At 63.0% G+C, this 4983-nt stretch carries 5 protein-coding genes, 1 pseudogene and 1 riboswitch; of the genes and pseudogenes, 5 read left to right on the top strand and 1 reads right to left on the bottom strand.

All coding sequences use genetic code 11. The annotated features are described in order from the left end of the window. On the bottom strand, nt 1-256 hold a 256-nt coding region (gene ndhC / locus C1D09_RS20385), incomplete at its 3' end, for an NADH-quinone oxidoreductase subunit A (protein ID WP_143976006.1). Nucleotides 257-588: 332 nt separating this feature from the next. Between ndhC and C1D09_RS20380 the strand changes: the two genes are divergently transcribed. The 5 genes and pseudogenes from C1D09_RS20380 to C1D09_RS20360 form a co-directional block, all read left to right on the top strand. Then, nucleotides 589-1809, top strand: a complete 1221-nt coding sequence (locus C1D09_RS20380) for a winged helix-turn-helix domain-containing protein (protein ID WP_143976005.1) — start codon at nt 589-591, stop codon at nt 1807-1809. A gap of 30 nt (nt 1810-1839) precedes the next feature. Continuing rightward, entirely contained in the window at nt 1840-2532 is a 693-nt protein-coding gene (locus C1D09_RS20375; protein ID WP_143976004.1) for a DUF6348 family protein, read from the top strand. 59 nt (nt 2533-2591) lie between these two features. Continuing rightward, nucleotides 2592-2796, top strand: a riboswitch (cobalamin riboswitch). Nucleotides 2797-2835: 39 nt separating this feature from the next. Next, nucleotides 2836-3264: a DUF1636 family protein gene (locus C1D09_RS20370; protein WP_143976003.1), complete on the top strand. Its 429-nt coding sequence runs from the start codon at nt 2836-2838 to the stop codon at nt 3262-3264. A 2-nt stretch (nt 3265-3266) separates the two neighbouring features. Further along, nucleotides 3267-4304 carry a cobalamin biosynthesis protein CobW gene (gene cobW / locus C1D09_RS20365; RefSeq protein ID WP_143976002.1) on the top strand — a complete coding sequence of 346 codons (1038 nt, stop codon included), beginning with the start codon at nt 3267-3269 and terminating at the stop codon, nt 4302-4304. An 18-nt stretch (nt 4305-4322) separates the two neighbouring features. After that, nucleotides 4323-4983: pseudogene (locus C1D09_RS20360) on the top strand (cobaltochelatase subunit CobN); the annotation flags it as partial.

The raw sequence follows: 4983 nt of genomic DNA, 5'->3' as shown, positions 1-4983 counted from the left end.
ACACCGCCCAGGGAAACAGGAAGGCCACTTCGAGGTCGAAGATGATGAACAGGATCGACACCAGATAGAAGCGGATGTCGAATTTCATGCGGGCGTCGTCGAACGAGTTGAAACCGCACTCGTAGGCGGAAAGCTTCTCGGGATCGGGATTTCGGTAGGCCACCAGGAACGGCGCCACGATAAGTGCCAGACCGACCACCGCCGCCACTGCGATGAACAGGACGATGGGCAGGTACGAACTGAGAAGTGCGTTCATGCAGCGGCTTTCCGTTGGCGCCAATCCACTTTGATTACAGCACCGGACCTTAATGCGGAAGCGTGACAGATTAACCGCTGAACCGTTTTAAGGGGCCTATGCTGCAACGCGGCGAGGGTTAGCGCAGCACTTCCAGCGAAGCAAGTCAAACCTTGTTCAAAACGCCGACCTGGACGGCATATCGGGAGAAACTGGTCCGATCCGCTCCTGTTTGATTTCCTTCACTTTTAACTCCACTTTTCTCTCCTGACAGGGTTGCCGCCAAAACCCTGCTAGCATGGGCTGGAATCACCCGTCGAACCTCGGTCGAAAGCCCTTAGAGTGACACCTGAATGAAGGAAAAGATCTCGCTTGCCGCCGCCCGGCGCATCGCTCTCGCCGCACAGGGATTTCTCGATCCCCGCCCAAATGGCACACCCGATCGCCGCCACTTTGCCCGTGTGCTCGCCCGCACCGGCCTGCTGCAGATCGATTCTGTCAGCGCGGTGGTGCGCGCGCATTACATGCCGCTCTATTCGCGCCTCGGCCCCTACCCGCTCGCTCTCCTCGACAATGCCGCCGTGACGCGCAAGCGCACGGTCTTCGAATACTGGGCGCATGAGGCCTCGTATTTGCCGGTCGAGACCTACCCGCTGATGCGCTGGCGCATGCAGCGCGCCGAGCGCGGCGACGAGATGTATCTGGGCCTGGCCAAATGGGGCCGCGAGCATGCCACCTATATCGAGGAGATATACCGCGAGGTCGTTGCGCGCGGCCCCATCGCCGCTTCGGCGCTGGAAGGCCAGAAAGGTTCGGGCGGCTGGTGGGGCTGGAGCCATGCCAAACATGCCTTCGAATGGCTGTTCTGGGCCGGGCGCATCACCACGGCGCACCGCCGCGGCTTCGAGCGCTTCTATGATTTGCCCGAGCGCGTGCTGCCGCAGGCGATCCTCGACCTGCCCGTGCCGACAGCCGAGGACGCCCACCGCGAATTGCTGCGCATCTCGGCTCGTGCCCACGGCGTGGCGACATCAGGCGACCTGCGCGACTACTTTCGACTGTCGCCGGCCGACATGAAAGGCCGACTGGAGGAACTGGTCGAGTTGGGTGAACTGCTGCCGGTGCGCGTCGAAGGCTGGGACAAGCCGGCCTACCTTCACAAGGACGTCCGCCTGCCCCGGAAGATCGAGGCCCGCGCCCTGCTGGCGCCGTTCGACCCGGTCGTCTTCGAGCGCTCGCGCTCTGAGCGACTGTTCGACTTCCACTACCGCATCGAGATCTATACGCCGGCCGAAAAGCGCCAATACGGCTATTACGTCCTGCCCTTCCTGCTTGGCGACAGAATCGTCGCGCGTGTCGACCTCAAGGCGGACCGGCCAGCCAGTGTCCTGCGCGTCCACGCCGCCTACGCCGAGCCCAACGCACCGCCCGAGACCGCAGCGCAACTCTTCGAGGAATTGAAGCAGATGCAGGGCTGGCTTGGCCTCGAGCGCATGGAAGTGACGCCTGCCGGCGATTTGGGCCTGGCGCTTGCCAGTCACCTAGATGGCCAACCCCGACAGCTTCTGTCATAGACGCTTCAAGAAGCCTGGTAGGTTTTGCAAATGGCATCTCACGAAGTGCTCGACATGATCCATGGTGCGCTGATTGCACATGGAATCGATGCAGTACGCCGAGAACAGGACGTCGCGATTCGGTCGGAGCAACTTCGGTTTGATGCTGAGGTGTTCGAGACGGGCTCTGACAGCGTGCTTCTTGAAATCTACATATTCTCTCCGCTGCTTGATGTTCAGCCGGTCATCGAATCCTTTGCTGGCATCGGTGAGACGCGCGAACAACAATTGAATCAGGCGTTTGAGAAATTTCTGCGCGGCGTTTTCCACGTAGCCATTGAGGGGCTAGCTGATCATGTGTGCGACAACATGCAGGCCGATGTAGAGGTTTGGCAGCGAAGCAGCACCAGTTGGAAGATCTGGCGCAACGATGCCCGCTGGAAAATCTATGGCGGACCCGTCATCTCCCAGGCCACTACCGAGCTATGCTCGCTGACCCCAGGCTATCAAGCATTCTATGCCAAGCTGGAAAAGCTGTTCACAGCTTCGGTACCCCCTGGAAGCCATTTTGTACGGACCTTTCTGGCAGGCTTGAACGGTACCCTTATTAGGGCCGAAGTCCTTCTGGACAACGCGGTTTGGCAAGATGGGCAGAATCTGGCTGCCGGCCATGACTGGGACTATGGCGATGGCTATCAAGCAATCCGGCAAGTTATCCTGGCACTGCCGATAGGCGGAACGTGACAGCCGCTGTCCGACATCGCCGTGTCGTAAGCCCGCGTTGACACCGCTGCCTGCAAAAGCCTAAATCCGCTCCAGACGGTCCCTTGCCCGCAACGGCAGGGGCTAAGAGGGAATGCGGTGCGAGGTGAAAAATCTCAAATCCGCGGCTGTCCCCGCAACTGTAAGCGACGAGCCAAGGCCGAAAGCCACTGGGATGTTCCCGGGAAGGCGGCACCAAGGCGATGACCCGCGAGCCAGGAGACCTGCCGTCCGCGACAAGAGAATCCGATCGCCCGGCGGGTTTCCGGGCAAGGAGCCCGGTTTTTGGACCAGAACGGCAGTTTTTCGGCTGGCACAGTGGACAATTCGTCCGCCGACGGTGAAGCCTTGCCCGGCGTCACGCTGATCGTCTGCGCCTCGTGCCGCGACGAGACCGGCTCCGACGCCCATCCCCGCGCCGGCGAACTGTTGGCCGAAGACACGCGCCGGGCCGCATCTGATGAGAACATCCGCATCCGCACGGTCGAATGCCTTGGCAATTGCAAGCGCCGCCTGAGCGCCGCGATCCTGCGCGACGGCTGCTGGAGTTACGTCTTCGGCGACCTGACCGCGAGCAGCGGCGCCGACCTCGTCACCGGCGCCAAACTCTTCGCCACCTCGACGGACGGCCTCATTCCATGGCGCGGCCGCCCTGATTCTCTCAAGCGCGGCCTCGTTGCCCGCATCCCTCCTCTCGACCTGCTGAAGGACTGATCATGAGCGCTTCCGTATCCCGTGTCCCCTGCACCGTCGTCACCGGCTTCCTTGGTGCCGGCAAGACGACACTGGTCCGCCATCTTCTGGAGAACGCCGGCGGCAAGCGCATTGCGATCATCGTCAACGAGTTCGGCGACATCGGCATCGACGGCGAGATTTTGAAGGGCTGCGGCATCGACACCTGCCCGGAGGAAAACATCGTCGAACTGGCCAATGGCTGCATCTGTTGCACCGTGGCCGACGATTTCGTGCCGGCGCTCGACCAGATCCTGTCGCTGACGCCGAAGGTCGACCATATCCTGATCGAGACCTCGGGTCTGGCCCTGCCCAAGCCTCTGGTCCAGGCCTTCCAGTGGCCGACGGTGAAGAGCCGCGTCACCGTCGATGGCGTCATCGCCGTGGTCGACGGTCCCGCGCTTGCCGAAGGCCGCGTCGCCAACGACATGGACGCCCTGCAGGCGCAGCGCGCCGGTGACGACAGCCTCGACCATGACGACCCGGTCGAGGAACTGTTCGAGGACCAGATCGCCTGCGCCGACCTGATCATCCTGTCGAAGAGCGACCTGATGGACGCCGCAGGATCGGCCCGCGCCAACGCCATCATCGGCGAACATTCCGCCCGTGCCGTGAAGATCGTGCCGACCTCGCACGGCAAGGTCGATCCCTCAGTGCTGCTCGGACTCGGTCTCGCCGTCGAGGACGACATCGAGAACCGCAAGTCGCATCATGACGGCGCCTTCGACCACGAGCATGACGACTTCGACACCTTCATCGTCGACATTGCCTCGATCGCCAATCCCGACGAACTGGCAAAACGCGTCGCCGCCGCAGCCGAACAGGAGAACGTGCTGCGCGTGAAAGGCTTCGTCGAGGTCGGCGGCAAGCCGATGCGGCTCCTGCTGCAGGCCGTCGGCCCGCGCGTCAACCATTACTATGACCGCGCCTGGACCGCCGATGACGACCGCCGCTCGCGCCTTGTCGTCATCGGCCTCAAGGGGCTGAACCGCCCGGCAATCGAGCGTATACTCGCCGGCTGATTTCAGACACGGGCCGCGATGCATATCCTCACCACGACCTCCGCCTCGCTCGACGATCTCGCCGAGCCGGTCGATCTGCGGCAGACGCCGGCGGACATCGTGGCTCTGTCCTTCACCGACAGCGACCTCGCCGGACTGGCGTCCGCCTGGAAAGCGGATGCCGCCCGCCTGCCCTCGATGCGGCTTGCGGCACTGCGCGACCTGCGCCACCCCATGTCCGTGGACCTCTGGGTCGACAGCGTCGCCCGCTACGCCAAGATCATCCTGGTGCGCATCCTGGGTGGCTACGACTGGTGGCGCTACGGCTGCGACCAGCTGGCCTCGACGGCCCGCGAACGCGGCATAATGCTGGCGCTGCTGCCGGGCGAAAGCCATGACGAGGATATCAGGCTGATCGAAGCCTCGACGCTGCCGCGCCAGGAATTGGACGCGCTGTTCGGCTATTTCCGCGAAGGCGGCCCGGCGAATATGGGCGCGCTGGTGCAGAGGTTGGCCAGGCTGGCTGGGCAAGACGCGGCCGTTGTTGAGCCGGTGACGGTGCCGAAGGCCGGCTACTACGAGCCAGGCCGCGGTGTCGTCCCCCTCCCCCTCGAGCGGGAGGGAAAGGTCGTGCCAATTCTCTTCTACCGCTCGATGCTGCTGGCTGCCGACGTCGCGCCCATCGACGCCCTTTTCGAAG

Origin of the sequence: Mesorhizobium intechi (assembly GCF_002879535.1) — a bacterium.
GTDB lineage: Bacteria > Pseudomonadota > Alphaproteobacteria > Rhizobiales > Rhizobiaceae > Mesorhizobium > Mesorhizobium intechi.
Note: the sequence above shows the minus strand (reverse complement) of the source record. Positions and strands in the feature narration are given on the sequence as shown.

Coding starts and splice junctions, on each gene's coding strand:
- C1D09_RS20375 (WP_143976004.1), top strand. CDS start 1,840: ATGGCATCTCACGAAGTGCTCGACATGATCCATGGTGCGCTGATTGCA.
- cobW (WP_143976002.1), top strand. CDS start 3,267: ATGAGCGCTTCCGTATCCCGTGTCCCCTGCACCGTCGTCACCGGCTTC.
- C1D09_RS20380 (WP_143976005.1), top strand. CDS start 589: ATGAAGGAAAAGATCTCGCTTGCCGCCGCCCGGCGCATCGCTCTCGCC.